The sequence below is a fragment of the Aminipila butyrica genome (assembly GCF_010669305.1).
GTDB classification, from domain to species: domain Bacteria; phylum Bacillota; class Clostridia; order Peptostreptococcales; family Anaerovoracaceae; genus Aminipila; species Aminipila butyrica.
The window spans coordinates 1,623,307-1,636,757 of record NZ_CP048649.1 but is presented as its reverse complement, the minus strand read 5'-3'; the positions used below and the strand labels follow the sequence as shown (position 1 = coordinate 1,636,757).

Annotated in this window: 15 protein-coding genes; 1 reads left to right on the top strand and 14 read right to left on the bottom strand. The window is 46.4% G+C overall.

Annotation, left to right across the window (positions count from 1 at the left end; translation table 11 throughout):
* Positions 1–11 precede the first annotated feature (11 nt).
* Positions 12–953: a helix-turn-helix transcriptional regulator gene (locus tag Ami103574_RS07775; RefSeq protein WP_163066309.1), complete on the top strand. Its 942-nt coding sequence runs from the start codon at positions 12–14 to the stop codon at positions 951–953.
* Between the two features lie 96 nt (positions 954–1,049).
* On the opposite strand, the gene Ami103574_RS07770 is transcribed toward Ami103574_RS07775, so the two are convergent.
* From Ami103574_RS07770 to Ami103574_RS07705, 14 genes are all read right to left on the bottom strand, one after another.
* Positions 1,050–1,463 (bottom strand): putative ABC transporter permease, encoded by a 414-nt coding sequence (locus tag Ami103574_RS07770; RefSeq protein WP_163066307.1) that lies wholly within the window; start codon positions 1,461–1,463, stop codon positions 1,050–1,052.
* Between the two features lie 91 nt (positions 1,464–1,554).
* Positions 1,555–2,202, bottom strand: a complete 648-nt coding sequence (locus Ami103574_RS07765) for a cyclase family protein (RefSeq protein ID WP_163066305.1) — start codon at positions 2,200–2,202, stop codon at positions 1,555–1,557.
* 55 nt (positions 2,203–2,257) lie between these two features.
* Positions 2,258–3,235, bottom strand: coding sequence for a hydrogenase expression/formation protein HypE (gene hypE, locus Ami103574_RS07760; protein WP_163066303.1), 978 nt, complete (start codon positions 3,233–3,235; stop codon positions 2,258–2,260).
* A gap of 98 nt (positions 3,236–3,333) precedes the next feature.
* A complete protein-coding gene (hypD, locus tag Ami103574_RS07755; RefSeq protein ID WP_163066301.1) occupies positions 3,334–4,380 on the bottom strand; it encodes a hydrogenase formation protein HypD in 1,047 nt (348 codons plus the stop codon).
* Positions 4,355–4,594: a HypC/HybG/HupF family hydrogenase formation chaperone gene (locus tag Ami103574_RS07750; RefSeq protein WP_163066299.1), complete on the bottom strand. Its 240-nt coding sequence runs from the start codon at positions 4,592–4,594 to the stop codon at positions 4,355–4,357. The genes hypD and Ami103574_RS07750 overlap by 26 nt, the downstream gene beginning before the upstream one ends.
* Before the next feature lie 12 nt (positions 4,595–4,606).
* Complete coding sequence (locus Ami103574_RS07745; RefSeq protein WP_163066297.1) at positions 4,607–7,150, bottom strand: carbamoyltransferase HypF; 2,544 nt, start codon at positions 7,148–7,150, stop codon at positions 4,607–4,609.
* Positions 7,126–7,776, bottom strand: coding sequence for a hydrogenase nickel incorporation protein HypB (hypB, locus tag Ami103574_RS07740; protein WP_163066295.1), 651 nt, complete (start codon positions 7,774–7,776; stop codon positions 7,126–7,128). Before hypB ends, Ami103574_RS07745 begins: the two co-directional genes overlap by 25 nt.
* Positions 7,777–7,788: 12 nt before the next feature.
* Positions 7,789–8,127: a hydrogenase maturation nickel metallochaperone HypA gene (gene hypA / locus Ami103574_RS07735; RefSeq protein ID WP_163066293.1), complete on the bottom strand. Its 339-nt coding sequence runs from the start codon at positions 8,125–8,127 to the stop codon at positions 7,789–7,791.
* Positions 8,093–8,458 (bottom strand): 4Fe-4S dicluster domain-containing protein, encoded by a 366-nt coding sequence (locus Ami103574_RS07730; RefSeq protein WP_163066291.1) that lies wholly within the window; start codon positions 8,456–8,458, stop codon positions 8,093–8,095. Before Ami103574_RS07730 ends, hypA begins: the two co-directional genes overlap by 35 nt.
* Before the next feature lie 167 nt (positions 8,459–8,625).
* Positions 8,626–9,705, bottom strand: a complete 1,080-nt coding sequence (locus Ami103574_RS07725; protein ID WP_163066289.1) for a hydrogenase large subunit — start codon at positions 9,703–9,705, stop codon at positions 8,626–8,628.
* Positions 9,705–10,058, bottom strand: a complete 354-nt coding sequence (locus Ami103574_RS07720; RefSeq protein WP_163066287.1) for an NADH-quinone oxidoreductase subunit C — start codon at positions 10,056–10,058, stop codon at positions 9,705–9,707. Before Ami103574_RS07720 ends, Ami103574_RS07725 begins: the two co-directional genes overlap by 1 nt.
* A 59-nt stretch (positions 10,059–10,117) precedes the next feature.
* A complete protein-coding gene (locus Ami103574_RS07715; RefSeq protein WP_163066285.1) occupies positions 10,118–10,546 on the bottom strand; it encodes an NADH-quinone oxidoreductase subunit B family protein in 429 nt (142 codons plus the stop codon).
* 85 nt (positions 10,547–10,631) lie between these two features.
* A complete protein-coding gene (locus tag Ami103574_RS07710; RefSeq protein ID WP_163066283.1) occupies positions 10,632–11,504 on the bottom strand; it encodes a respiratory chain complex I subunit 1 family protein in 873 nt (290 codons plus the stop codon).
* The gene (locus Ami103574_RS07705; protein ID WP_163066281.1) at positions 11,504–13,417 is read right to left on the bottom strand and encodes an NADH-quinone oxidoreductase subunit 5 family protein; all 1,914 of its coding nucleotides are present in this window, start codon (positions 13,415–13,417) and stop codon (positions 11,504–11,506) included. Before Ami103574_RS07705 ends, Ami103574_RS07710 begins: the two co-directional genes overlap by 1 nt.
* Positions 13,418–13,451: the final 34 nt, after the last annotated feature.

Here is a 13,451-nt window from a genome sequence, read left to right as displayed (position 1 = left end):
AGGAGGTAAAGATGAATAAATCCGAAAGGCTACAGGATATGATGCTATTTCTTAATGATAAAAATTCATTTAACTTAAAAGATTTGATGAATAACTATCATATTTCGAAAAGCACTGCCCTGCGAGATGTACAATCTCTAGAGCTAATTGGTATGCCGATCTATTCACAGCCAGGTCGAAATGGCTATTATGGCATCCTGAGTAATAAACTCCTGTCCCCTATGGTGTTTAATATGGATGAGGTCTTTGCTTTATATTTCTCCATGCTCACCTTAAGAGATTATGAAACGACACCGTTTCATTTAAGTGTAGAAAAGTTAAAGAAAAAATTTGAAACCTGTTTATCTCCAGAAAAAATAGATATGCTCCACAGAGTAGAAAGTGTGTTCCGTCTAGCTTCCATCCAGCACCATAATCCCTGTCCATTTTTAAGCGATGTTCTGCAATATGCTATCGAAGAAAAAGTTTCTAAGGTCTTATATGAAAAAAAGGGCATTCCGACTAACTATTTCGTTCAATTTTTTAATATTTCATCCGCTTATGGACAGTGGTACGCTACGGGATGTAATGTTGAAAGCGACAGCCCTCAGGTATTTCGCTGTGATAAAATTTTAGCGATGGAGGAAGCCAATCAATATCAAGCAAAGCCCCTAGCCCAATTTCTGAAACCTGCCCATGTATTATATAAAGCCCCAGATGCTATTGATTTTGAAATAAAGCTGTCCAAGAAAGGGGTGGACTTATTCTATAAAGAACATTATCCCTCGATGAAACTTTCCTGGGAAAGCGGAGAGTATTTCCTGCGAGGTTTCTACAACAAAGGCGAAGAAAACTTTATTGCGAATTACTTTATCGGCTATGGAGAAACGATATTGTCCGTATATCCCCCATCCCTCAAAAGCCTGATTATCCAAAAGGCAGATGCGCTTAGGAACTATTTTGCGGAGATGTAAACGGTTTATTACAGATAACAAAAAGCGGCGAAAGATTTCCCTGCGCCGCTTTCGACCAAAAACTTAGCTATTAAAATAGGAGATTTCTACAAACTTTCAAAACCGGTAATGTGGTCGTTCTTCACCAAACCACCGATACCTCAGATAATCATCCAAAAGAATTGCTCCGCCGCTTAACGGAATCCACAAAATGGTAAAAAGCAGACTGATCTGTCCCCAAAGGTTGAACGGCAGGCTGCTGTAATCCCACACGTTCAGGCCCAGCCAGGAGTTTACAATAAGGCCGCTGATCAGTTCTACCACGGTGATGAGCAGACTGCCTAAAAGCATCTGCCACTTTAACGGCATATCAAAAGATAGTTGCTCATTGAGAAGCCCCACCAGCAAAAAACAGAGGCCCCCCACCAAGAACATGCTTCCGTGGCTGTAGCCTCTGAACATCAACTCTATCAGGTAATACGCTCCGCCGCCTGCCACAAATAATATTAGTGCTTTCTTGACGCTGTTCATATTTCTTTACGTCCTTTCCCGCTTTTCCTAATATATATGCCAGGGCCGCCGGGCCTATGCCTGGTGACAATCCACCTTTCCTATTACCTTTTTATACTTCCAGCAAAGCGATAGCTCGAATCGGAGAGCCATCCGCATCTTTATGCTTAAGGGGCAGCCCACAGAAAGTAAAACTCTGTCCTCTCAGCTCCTTCAAATTTTCCAGATTTTCAATAATAACAATCTCACTATCCCGAAAGAGTTTTTTATGTAAGGTCAGATTCGTATCTGCAATCGGGTCCAAGCCGATGGTATCCAGACCAATCCCTTTTTTACCTTCTTGAATCAGAAAGTCTGCCACCTCCTGGTCGATGCAAGGATAATCGCCAAAATAGCGTTCTGTACCCCAGTATTCCTCCCAGCCCGTGCTGAACAAAAGAAATTCCGCTTTCTCCGCAGCTTCCCGCTGTCGGTTCACGTAATCCATGGTAATCTGCTGCCCTTCTTGCAAATCAGAACAGTCGATGACACAGGCCACGCCGGCAAATTGAGAAACAGGGAACTGATCTAAAGTAGTCCGCCCGGCAAACAAATGCGCCGGTGGGTCCATGTGGGTGCCTGTATGGGTGTACATCGTCATCAGGGTTTCCTTAAACCCGTCTACCTCGTAGGAATTGGCTGGTGTAAACTTAGGTCCCTCTGTGCCGGGATACACCGGCATATCTTCTGAAATAAAATGGGTCAAATCCACAATCTTCATGTTCTACCTCCCTACCACAATGGGTACCTATCGTTTTAGCTTTTAGCCTTCCACCTTAGCAGATTCGCGGCAATCCCTCTCCATAGAGAATATCCACGGCTCGACTGCCGCCCAAGGCAGTAATCATCCGGACTCCTGCACCCTTTTCAATGCGACCTATTATCTGGGCATAGGCACCATAGGGATTTCTTTGCATAGCGGCCAAAGCTTGCTCTGCCTGCTCTCCCGGAACTACGGCAATCATTTTGCCTTCATTAGCCATGTACAGGGGATCCAAGCCTAGTATACTGCAAAACCCTTGAATCTCCTTGCTGACAGGCAAGGATGTCTCGCGGATTTCCACCTGGCAAGCGGAGCTGTCAGCTACTTCGTTAAGCACCGTTCCCAGACCTCCTCTGGTTACATCCCGCATACAATGCACATCAATACCTGCCTCCAGCAAACCTTCCACTAAAGAAAACAGGGGGGCACAGTCGCTGGCAATATTATTTTCAATGCCCATACGCTCAGACATAATAGCTGCATGGTGTTCTCCCAAATTGCCTGACAGCAAGATACAGTCCCCCTCTTGGCAGTTGGCAATACTGATGCCTTCTTTAAGAATTTCTCCTACTCCCGAGGTATTGATATAAATATTGCCGCTGCCTTCCACAACCTTAGTGTCTCCCGCTACAATTTGAACACCAGCCTCATCCGCAGTTTCCCGCATGGTCTGAGCAATTTGCTCCAAAACCTGGCTGTCCGCTCCGGCTTCAAGAATGAAGCCAGCCGTCAAATAGCGAGGTCTGGCCCCCATCATCGCTAGGTCGTTAACCGTACCACAAACCGCCAGTTTACCGATGTTCCCTCCCTTAAAGAACAAGGGGGTTACCACAAAAGAGTCCGTGGTATAAGCAATTCGGCCCTGAACATCTAAAACAGCCGCATCTTCCAGCCGGTTTAACACTGGATTGTCAAAGTGTTTCAAAAATATGTCATTAATTAGGCTGCTGGTCTGCTTTCCGCCGCTGCCATAAGATAAGTCAATTTTCATCTATTCCTCCATTCCTGTCTCTGCCTGAAGGGCAAAAGTACTGCAATTTGCAGCACTTTTGACAATCCAGGATTCGGGATTGTCCATTTTCTATTTCCTCAGCCTCTGTTCTTGTACCAAATACCACATACCCCTTCTGTGGAAACCATACAGGGACCTACGGCGTTCAGCGGCGTACAAGAGCCGCCAAACAGCGGACATTCCACCGGCGTAATCCGCCCCAGAATGACGTCTGTACATCGGCAGCCCTTGGGCAGCTCTTCTCGGTACTCGATAAAACTGCTTCCGGCATCAAACTGTTGGTAAGCCGATTTCAGCCCCAGTGAAGACTGAGGAATCACGCCGATGCCCCGCCAAAAGTCTTCCTTAGTCTCAAAATACTGATTGATAACCGAAAGAGCCTGGGGGTTTCCTTCCTGGGAAACAGCACTAACATACATGTTCTTCACCTGGTGCCGCCCATCTCGAAGCTGAAGTAAAATCTCATAAATAGCCGCCAAGATATGTTCTCCGCCAAATCCAGCTACCACAAAAGGCTTGCCATATTTTTCCGCCAATGCTTCGTAGCTTTGACTGCCAATAATTACACTCACGTGGCCAGGGGCGATAAAGGCATCAATCCCTTTTTCATTCTCACAGATGTACTCCAAAGCCGGCGTAATGGTCTTTAAAGAGGTCAGCAGCTTTAAATTGGAAAGATTCTTTTTTAAGATCTCATCCAGCAGCAAACCATAAATGGGAGTCGTTGTTTCAAAACCCACCGCGGCAAACACATACTGCGTATCCGGGTCTTCCTGAGCGGCTGTTAATGAATCCAAGGGAGAATACAGCACGCGAACTCGGCCACCCTTGGCGACGGCTTCTGTCAAAGACCCTTGATTGCCTTTGACTTTCATCATATCCCCAAAGGTCAAGACACAGTGGCTGGGCTTTAACGATAGCTCCACCAGCTTGTCCACATACACCGAAGGGGTGACACAAACTGGACAGCCAGGGCCGGAAATCAGTTTAATCTTAGGAGAAATCAGGCTCCTAATGCCATTTTTAAAGATACTGGAGGTATGCGTACCGCAGACCTCCATAATCTTAATTTCTTCTCCGTCATATTCTTTTAATTCCTTAACGATCTGCTCCAGGGTGACCATTCATTTCCTCCTCCAGTTCATTGAACATCCACAAAATCTCTTCTGCGGCATCCTTGCTCAACACATCGATGGCACAGCCTGCGTGAATGAGCACATAATCTCCCAATTTCGGCTGAACCAATCGAATATCTACATCACAAGTATTGTTCATCACGTCTACCTTAGCCTTTGGGCCATTGATTTCTATTACCTTTCCCGGTACTGCAACACACATATTATCACCTATTTATTCCTTTATTCTATCGCTCTGCAACTGAACAGACTCACTGCCGTCTTTATTCATGATACCCACAAAAATCTGTCCTAAGCTGATACAGCCATCATTTGGCGGTACAGCTTCATTGTAATACACGGAAAAACCATCACGCTCCAGCAGCTGAAGCACCCGCTGGGTGAGCACACAGTTCTGAAAAACACCTCCGCTAAAGGCAACCTTATTGGTCTGCTGTTCCTGTCCCAGCAAGCGACAGACTTCCAGCACCACCTCTGCCAAAGCATAGTGAAAGCCCAACGCCAAGGCTTGCCGACGAAGCAGATAGGCTGACTGGTCCTCATATCGTTTACGGCCACCCTGACCCGATTCCTGATCCCATTCCAGACCGCAAAGGACCTCTAGCACTGGTGCCGCATCAATCTCCAGCAGACTACCCTGCCGAATCAAGCCAAAAGCCATCGGCACAGCAGCAACCCCGCTTTTTTCTGCTAGTAAGGCCTCTTTTTCCAAATAAGCCGCACATTCTCCTTCATACTGGTTCTCCTGCCGAATGTCCAAAATGCTGGACACCGCATCAAAGAGTCTGCCCACGCTGGAGGTCTGAATGGTATTGACACCGTGAGTCAAAGCTGCCTGAATCAGCGTCTTTCGCTCATCGGAAACATACTGCTCCAGCCCTGCTCCCAGCAGGAAACAGGTGGCAGTCTTTTTGGCGTCCTTCATAGAGCCGTCGCCTCCCAGCATCGTTGTATATTTTAAATGTGCCAACCGCTGGAAATCTGCCCCTTGGCAAATCATAAATTCACTGCCCCAAATATGACCATCCAACCCGTAGCCTGTACCGTCAAAAGCGATACCAATGACCTTATCGTCATTTAAATGGTGCTCCGCCATGACGGAGGCCACATGGGCATGGTGATGCTGAACATAGAGCAGGGGCCTGTCCATCGCTTCGGTAAATTTGGTAGAAAAATAATTAGGGTGAAGGTCACAGACCGTCAATTCTGGCTGAATTTTCAGCAGCCTGCTTAAATCCGCTACGCCCTGCCGGTATTCTGCCAGCACCGAGCCTTCCTCCAAATCGCCAAAATACTGGGAAACCACCGCACTTCCCCTGTTATAAAGGCAGAAAGAAGCTTTTAAATCCCCTCCTGCCGCAAATATTTTCAGGTTGTCTTCCCTTTCCGGCAGAAATACCGGATATGGCACATAACCTCTACTCCGACGAATCAACTGTGGTTTTCCATCGATGATTTTAGCCACCGAATCATCCACTGAACGGAGAATCCGCCTCTTATTGTAGAGTATCCCGTCCAGTAAAGGGCTGTCCAGAGCCAGCATCTGGCTGTCTTCCCGGATGATAGGCTGGTCCGAAATATTTCCGCTGGTCATAATCAGCGGACCGCAAGCCCGAACCAGCATCGTCTGCAACGGGGTGTACGGTAAAAAAGCCCCGCAGTAAATACTGGCCTTGTAAGTAGAAGGGGCCATCTGCTCATTTTGGGAATAAAGCAGGACGATAGGCCGTGCCTTAGATTTCAGCAGCTGCTCTTCTTGAGGCGATACGTGACAATGCTGCCGAATATCCGCCACGGATTCAAACATGACCGCAAAGGGCTTTTCCTCTCGGCCTTTCAACTGGCGCAGCTTCTGTACGGTCTCCTCCAGAAAAGGGGAACACACAAAATGGTAGCCGCCAATCCCTTTTACCGCCAGGATTCCCCCTCTTTTTAAAAGGCGGACAGCCCGCTCGAACCGCTTCTTACTCTTATATATGCTAACCTGATGGGAATTCAGTGGTCTCACTGGCTTCTCACAGGGTTCTGTTCTATTTTCATCTCTTTTGTATCCTGCACGAGGAGGCTGGTTAATACACTTAACACCCCTCCCCAAGGATGAGGCTCTCACTCCACGCCACTCTTTGGCCTGGATTTCTTCCTGGGAACTCCTCTTGTTATATTCTTTTAAAATTAAATAAGGCCCGCAATCGTGACAGGAGATGGTCTGGGCGTGAAAGCGCCTGCTTTCCGGTGACACATATTCCTCATTGCAGCCTTCACACATAGGAAAATCCACCATGGTCGTGGTATCTCTGTCATAGGGTAGAACATCCATGATGGTATACCGCGGTCCACAGGACATACAGCTGATAAAGGGGTTAAAGAATCTTCGGTTTCCTTTCTCATACAGCTCCCCAAGACAGCGGTCACAGGTGGCCAAATCCGGCGGAATGATAGACACTTCCCGGTTAGCCGTGCTCTCAATAATTTTAAAATCTGGATAGACCTGTTGGTCTTCTGCGCTTATGTCACTGATTTGAATTTTGATAATCTCACAGCCTTCACAATCCGCAGTCTGTAAATCATACAGGAATTGCTGAAAATTCTCTTCAGAAGACTGAGTCACAATTTCCACCATTCCCCCAATGTTCTGTACGGTTCCTACTATATTATTTTTTTTGGCAACACGAAAAGTAAGGGGTCGAAAACCAACCCCTTGTACAATTCCTGATACGATGACTTTTTTAGTTCTTATTTTATGTGCTTCTGTATCCATGAAACGACTTCCTCAAACCCCTGGCCATCTTTGCTGGCCACCTTAAAAATAGGGGCTGTCTTGTTTAAAGCCCGGACGCCCTTCATAAAGTATTCTTCATCAAAATCAACATATGGAAGCAAGTCCCATTTATTGATCAAGATAATGTCGGCTTTTTCAAATGCCAAGGGATATTTGTACGGCTTGTCACTGCCCTCAGTAACAGTGGAAATCAGCATCTTTACATGTTCACCGATTTGAAACTCAGCCGGGCAGACTAAATTGCCGATGTTTTCAATAAACAGGACACCTTTTTGGATATCCAGTTCTTCTACCGCTTCACCAATCAGCGGAGAATCCAAATGGCAGGCGCCGTTGGTATTGATTTGAACAGTTTTAACACCCAGAGACAACAGCTTCTTGGTGTCAATGTCCGCCTCAATGTCGCCTTCAATCACATAAGAAGACACATCTCCCAACCGCTGAATAATCTGAATTAGGGAAGAAGTCTTTCCTACTCCTGGCGCACCCATGACGTTTACCGCAAAAATGCCTTTCTCCGTCAACTGCTGATTAATCTGCTGGGCCACCTCATCGTTCTTGTCGTATACGGACTGCATTACTTCGATTTCGTTGTTCTCTGACATGTCACTCTCCTATCATACCTCTATGGATTTAATGTAAAATTCCTGACCGATATCTGTGGGTTCTCCTTCCCCTTCGCAAAGGGGGCAGGTAAACTCAAAGGGCTTTCGTTCAAAGAGCTGGCCACAGCTGGTACACTTCAATTTGGGCTTGACCCGTTCAATGTGAAGGGCAGCACCTTTACAGATGCTGTCCTCTGCGATAAGGTCAAAGTAAAGCTCGATGGAGCTGGCCACATAGCCTGAATAATCCCCCACCACCAGGTTAATCTGCTTTACCTGGTCCACATTGTTTTTTTTAGCGAATTCTTCAGAGACTTCAATTATTCGCTTCGTTATCGGGTACTCGTGCATCTACGTACTCATCCTTTACCTTTTCTAGTTCAGGGGTCGTATAGTCGTTTTTCATCTGCAAACATTTTTTCGGGCATACGTCTACACAGTAACCACACTGAATGCAGTTCATCCGCTCAATGCTCCAGGACTTGTCAGTTCTGGAGGTTTCGATGGCCCCCGTAGGACAGCGTTTTTGGCAAATGCCGCAGAATATGCAGCTTTCAATATCAATGCCGATGCTTCCCCTGGTGCGTTCAAAGTTTTCTCTAGGCTTTACAGGGTACAGATCGGTATATGGCCCGTGAAAGATGCTTTTAAAAAGTGTCTTTGTCATGCTTAATAGAGACATAATTACTTCCATGCCTTTCCATGCTTGGTGTTTCCTTGAATTCTTGCTGTTGAAGCCATTTTCAAGGAAAGCCAAGTCATTATATATTTTTTAAGAGCGTTGATATGTTTGGGCTGCCAGCCCGGGAACGGGAGGCCGCCCGTATTCAACCAACCATACAGTTTCTATTATCTTTCTGTACAACTGATGCAAGGGTCAATGGTCAGAACCAAAATCGGCACATCGGCCAAATCACAATTCTTCAATGTTTCCAGAAGAGCCGGAACATTAGCAAAGGTCGGTGTCCGCACCCGAACCCGGTCTAAGAAGCTAGTTCCGTTGGCCTTCACATAATAGAGAACCTCTCCTCGAGGCTGCTCGATATGCGTAAAGTATTCGCCATCCGGATTCCCTTTGAATTTTACTAAGACATCTCCTTCTGGAATCTTCTCTACACATTGACGAATCAGATCGATGGCCTGGTAAATCTCTTTGATACGAACGACCATTCTGGCATAGCTGTCGCCCTGCGTAGCCGTAATCGGCTCAAAGTTCAGGTGCTTGTAGGCTGCGTAGCCCTGAGTCCGCATATCCAGATTCACACCACTGGCCTTAGCCATCGGACCGATAGCGCCCAGTTCCTCCGCCTTCTCCTTGGTCAGTACGCCTACGCCTACCGTTCTGCTCTTTACCGAGAAGTCGTTTAAGAATACGTCTGCCAGAGGTTTCAGCTCTTCGCCCATTTCGGTCAGCACCCGCACAATCTTCTGCAAGGTTTCAGCATCGATGTCCTTGCGAACGCCGCCGATATCACAGACGGAGAAAATAACCCGGCCGCCTGTTGTCTCTTCAAAGAGGTCCAGTACCTTTTCCCGCAAACGCCAGGAGTGCATGAACAAACTCTCGAAGCCAAAGGCGTCGGCTGTCAAGCCTAACCAAAGCATATGGCTGTGGATACGGGACATTTCAGCCCAGATCGTTCTTAAAAACTCAGCCCGTTCTGGGATCTCCAGCTTCATGATACTCTCTACGGACATGCAATAGCCCATGCCGTGCATAAAGGAGCAGATGCCGCAGATTCGCTCAGCAATATAGGTATATTGTTTAAAATCTCTCTTTTCTACTAACTTCTCAAGCCCTCTGTGGATGTAGCCAATCTGAGGGATGGCTTCCACTACCCTTTCATCCTCTAGAACTAAGTCCAGGTGGATAGGTTCCGGAAGCACCGGATGGTGGGGGCCAAAAGGAATGACTGTTCTCTCTCCCATTATTCCTCCTCCTTCTTCTTCTCTTTAAATGGTGTTTCGGTGGATATACGATATAGTTTATCTTTAAAATCCACTGCAATGTTGTTAATCTTTGCTCCGTGAAGCTCTACGATTTCATTCTCGTATAAAAAGGCGAATGGATACAGGCAGCTGATGCTTTCCAGCTCCGTCTCATAGTCCATATTGATACGCAGATTGATAAAATCATAGTTCTTTTCGAAGGTATAGCTTAGTTCGATTCCATTCTTGTTGGTGCAGGAAATGGCCGCCAGCCGATAACCTTGGCCCTTCATGTTGGAGGCTTCAGCCAAAAGAGCTTCTGCCGGTATCTTAATAATCTTCTGTTCTTCCATATAAAAATCTCCATTCCGCCGCTCATGCTTGCGGCACAAGTAGTACGCTTAGACGGCGGTTATTTTTTCATGGCATTCTGTTTTTCATCCAGCACTGCCAAAGCCTTTACCACACCGTCGATGATAGCCTGGGGCCGAGCTGCGCAGCCCGGTACATAGACGTCCACCGGCAGTACATTTTCTACACCGCCTACCATGTTGTAGCAATCCGCAAAGATTCCTCCAGAGGTGGCACAGATGCCCACGGCCACTACCACCTTCGGTTCGGCCATCTGCTCGTAAATCTGCTTGACAACTGGAATGTTCTGATCGTTCACACCGCCTGTGATTAACAAAATATCGGCGTGCCTCGGATTTCCTGTATTGATTACACCAAAGCGCTCCACATCGTATAAAGGGGTGAGACAGGCTAAAACCTCGATATCACATCCATTACAGCTGGAACCATCGTAGTGTAATATCCATGGTGATTTTGTATTATAATTCATATTTCCTACTTTCTGAATAAATACATATTCCGCTTCTATTAACTTATTTCAACTCAACAATAATAAAGTTTGTTTCCCGCACTCTTTAAAACTTAAAGAAAGATACGATCATCAGGTTTACCACGCTGACTACGCCGGTAACAATCCAGGCAGACTTTAAAGCCAGCTGCCACTTCACACGAACGGTAGAATTATCTACCAAAATTTCGAAGAAGTACACCACCAGACAAGCCAGCACAGCAAATACATGGCTGATCGGGTTGCTGGTAGCGAAAAATACATAAACGAAGGCCAAGGCGATAATGGATTCATACCAATGAGTAATCTCAATAATAGCCAGCTCTCTGCCGGAATATTCCGTAGAAATACCCTGTACCAGCTCCTGATGAGCATGGTGACCTAAGCTCAAGTCGAAAGGAGACTTTCTCAGCTTGAAAGTCAGAATGTACACGAAGCCTACAAACACGGCCGGCAGATAGACGATAGCCGGAACCGCTTGACTAATCATATCACTGATGAAAAAGGACTTGCTGACCATGTACAGACCTGCTGCCGTAATCAGTACCATCGGCTCATAAGCCATCATCTGCAACAATTCTCGCTCTGCACCGATAATGCTGTACGGAGATTGTGAAGCGTAGCCGCCGAAGGCGAAGAAGATAGCGCCCAATGTCAGCACGAAGATGGCCAGCAGCATATCGCCGCCCATGAGCATGATGACTGCCGTCAAAATAATGAAAAACAAAGAAGCATATACATAAAACTTATACGTCTTGTTGACCTCTATGTTTTCCTTCTTAATCAGTTTCAATACATCGTAGAACGGCTGAAGCAGAGGAGGTCCTTTTCGACCCTGAACTCTCGCCGAAATGATCCGGTCAAAGCCGGCCAGAAGTCCCCCCACTATAGGTGTTAGGACAACGATTAAAATAATACGAATAATCCATATTGCCAACATTATAAAGCCCACCCCCAAATAACTAATAATACACCGATAGCAAGTAATGTGATAGCTGTCATATTGCTCCAGAAGGTAAACCGCTTTCCTCCCAGATATACTTCCAGATACCAGTTGCTGAGCTCACTCTTACGCTTTACACCAGTAGCAGCGATGAAGTGTTCGTTATCTCCAGCGTTTTCACCGGCCATGTAAATCGGTGTCACTCTAGCCTTTGAGTTCTTGCTCAACGGAATGTATCCTAAAGGCATAAGAATCAAAACGGCCATCATGATGACCATGATAAGCTGGTTGCCTAAGCCAATAGGCGCCATAGCCTGACCGCCGAAGGCTTCAGACAGATACGGAACGATGGCCACCTTGGAAATAAGCGGGAAGGCCAGACATGAAATAACCACAATGGCTGCCTGAAGGAAAATCGGAATTTCCTCATCCAAGGAGAAAACACCGTGATGTCCGTCGGTTTTACCCACTCCGTTGGAAAGCAATGTACCAATCCACTTACCCCAGTAGAATAAAGTGGCTGCACTGCCGTATGCCAAAATGATAACAATAATCACATTGTTTGAATCGATAAAAGACTTCATGGCTACCCACTTGGAAATCAGCATACCGAATGGCGCTAAGAACATGCCGGCGATACCGATAGTCAGGTAGATAGAAAGCTTTCTGGATACGTGCATAAGAATATTCATATTCTCGATGTTTCGATTGCCCAGCTGATGCTCGATGGAACCCACCGACAAGAACAGCAAAGACTTGGATACTGCGTGGAAAATTACCAGCAGAATAGCAGCCCAAATGGCTTCCTGTGTTCCAATGCTGGCACACATAACAATCAGGCCCAAGTTAGCAATAGTGGAATAAGCCAGCACTTTTTTTGCATCCCGCTGAGCGATGGCCAGCAGAGAACATGCCAGGAAGGTAATGGAACCTACCAGGGTGATGATGCGTCCTACAGATGTTTCTCCCAGCAATGGTGCCAAACGGATAATCAAGTATACGCCTGCCTTAACCATCGTTGCAGAGTGTAACAACGCCGAAGATGGCGTCGGTGCTACCATGGCACCAAGCAGCCAAGCAGAGAACGGCAGCTGTGCTGATTTAGTAAGGGCTGCCACACACAGCAGGAATACTGGAATTAATACCAAGGCTTCCGGCTTCATCGCAATCAGCGTGGATAGCTCTAACGTTTCAAAGTTCATGCCAATCATGACGATGGCAATAGCAAAAGCTACACCGCCGCCTACGTTGATAATCAACGCCAGCAGGGAATTGTTTCTGGCCTCCGGCGTCTTCGTGTAACCGATCAGCAGGAAGGAACAGAATGTTGTGATTTCCCAACAGAAATACAGCCACATCAGGTTATTGCTCAGCACCAGTCCGAACATAGCGGACAGGAATAAAAACAATACACCCAAAAAGAAGGACTGTCTGTCCTTTACCTCTGTGTGATGTTCATGATAACCCTTCATGTACCCTACCGCGTACAGACAGATTAAACTTCCGATGACCCCTACTATCAGGACCATAACACCGGAAAGCTTGTCAAACACGATACTGGTCTCTACTTCAATGCCATGTTTCTGGGTAAATTCAAACCACAGAATCAGGGCTGTCTGAAATAGGGAAAACACGGAGATTAAGTACTTTTTCGTCTGTATGCCTAACCGTATGATATAGGCGGCCAGACCTACTTCAACTACGAGGATAAAAATTTCAATCATCTCGGTTTCTCCGAGAGATATCCTCAAGCCGTCGTTAAAATACTGCAGGGCTGTATACACGGTCAATCCCAATGTACCTACAGCACCGATGCGTACCACCGCACTCCTGATGTTCTCCTTTCTGACCAAGAACGTCACAATAGATACTACTAATGGAAATAGTATTAATACCGCAATTAAATTCATAAGCCACCTCTTGTTCTATTATATAAGTAATTAT

What these genes read in the sequence shown, in the direction of transcription:
- Ami103574_RS07775 (WP_163066309.1), top strand. Translation starts at nt 12, where the DNA reads ATGAATAAATCCGAAAGGCTACAGGATATGATGCTATTTCTTAATGAT.
- Ami103574_RS07770 (WP_163066307.1), bottom strand. Translation starts at nt 1,463, where the DNA reads ATGAACAGCGTCAAGAAAGCACTAATATTATTTGTGGCAGGCGGCGGA.
- Ami103574_RS07765 (WP_163066305.1), bottom strand. Translation starts at nt 2,202, where the DNA reads ATGAAGATTGTGGATTTGACCCATTTTATTTCAGAAGATATGCCGGTG.
- hypE (WP_163066303.1), bottom strand. Translation starts at nt 3,235, where the DNA reads ATGAAAATTGACTTATCTTATGGCAGCGGCGGAAAGCAGACCAGCAGC.
- hypD (WP_163066301.1), bottom strand. Translation starts at nt 4,380, where the DNA reads ATGGTCACCCTGGAGCAGATCGTTAAGGAATTAAAAGAATATGACGGA.
- Ami103574_RS07750 (WP_163066299.1), bottom strand. Translation starts at nt 4,594, where the DNA reads ATGTGTGTTGCAGTACCGGGAAAGGTAATAGAAATCAATGGCCCAAAG.
- Ami103574_RS07745 (WP_163066297.1), bottom strand. Translation starts at nt 7,150, where the DNA reads ATGGATACAGAAGCACATAAAATAAGAACTAAAAAAGTCATCGTATCA.
- hypB (WP_163066295.1), bottom strand. Translation starts at nt 7,776, where the DNA reads ATGTCAGAGAACAACGAAATCGAAGTAATGCAGTCCGTATACGACAAG.
- hypA (WP_163066293.1), bottom strand. Translation starts at nt 8,127, where the DNA reads ATGCACGAGTACCCGATAACGAAGCGAATAATTGAAGTCTCTGAAGAA.
- Ami103574_RS07730 (WP_163066291.1), bottom strand. Translation starts at nt 8,458, where the DNA reads ATGTCTCTATTAAGCATGACAAAGACACTTTTTAAAAGCATCTTTCAC.
- Ami103574_RS07725 (WP_163066289.1), bottom strand. Translation starts at nt 9,705, where the DNA reads ATGGGAGAGAGAACAGTCATTCCTTTTGGCCCCCACCATCCGGTGCTT.
- Ami103574_RS07720 (WP_163066287.1), bottom strand. Translation starts at nt 10,058, where the DNA reads ATGGAAGAACAGAAGATTATTAAGATACCGGCAGAAGCTCTTTTGGCT.
- Ami103574_RS07715 (WP_163066285.1), bottom strand. Translation starts at nt 10,546, where the DNA reads ATGAATTATAATACAAAATCACCATGGATATTACACTACGATGGTTCC.
- Ami103574_RS07710 (WP_163066283.1), bottom strand. Translation starts at nt 11,504, where the DNA reads ATGTTGGCAATATGGATTATTCGTATTATTTTAATCGTTGTCCTAACA.
- Ami103574_RS07705 (WP_163066281.1), bottom strand. Translation starts at nt 13,417, where the DNA reads ATGAATTTAATTGCGGTATTAATACTATTTCCATTAGTAGTATCTATT.